Here is a 577-nt window from a genome sequence, read left to right as displayed (position 1 = left end):
GACTCGCACGCCGAGATCGCCATCGCCGCGCTGGAAGCCGGCAAGCACGTGATCTGCGAGAAGCCGCTGGCCAACACCGTCACCGAGGCCGAGGCCATGGTGACGGTGGCCGAGCGGGCCGCGGCGCGGGGCGTGCGGAGCATGGTCGCCTTCAACTACCGGCGGGTCCCCGCCGTCGCGCTCGCGCGGCGGTTCGTCGAGGAGGGGCGGCTGGGAGAGCTGCGGCACGTCCGCGCCCAGTACCTGCAGGACTGGATCGTGGACCCGGAGTTCCCGCTGGTGTGGCGGCTACAGAAGGACAAGGCCGGCTCCGGCGCGCTCGGCGACATCGGCTCGCACATCGTGGACACCGCGCAGTACGTCACCGGGCAGCTGCTGACCGGGGTGTCGGCGATCACCGAGACCTTCGTCAAGGAGCGCCCCCTCGCCGAGGAGTCGGCGGGCCTGTCCGCCGGCGGCGGCCAGGGAACAGGCGCGGTCACCGTGGACGACGCGGCCCTGTTCATCGGCCGGCTCAGCGGCGGGGGGCTGGCCTCCTTCGAGGCCACCCGGTTCGCGAGCGGCCGCAAGAACGCCA

The 577-nt window shown here is 73.1% G+C and carries 1 protein-coding gene; it reads left to right on the top strand.

Going from position 1 to position 577, the window contains the following annotated elements:
- Window positions 1-577 (top strand): Gfo/Idh/MocA family protein (locus tag IEY93_RS39200; protein WP_229691829.1); only part of this gene is annotated, 577 nt, incomplete at both ends.

It is taken from the genome of Sphaerisporangium melleum (assembly GCF_014646695.1).
Lineage (GTDB): Bacteria > Actinomycetota > Actinomycetes > Streptosporangiales > Streptosporangiaceae > Sphaerisporangium > Sphaerisporangium melleum.
The sequence above is the reverse complement of the archived record's forward strand: the minus strand, read 5'-3'. Positions and strand labels throughout refer to the sequence as shown.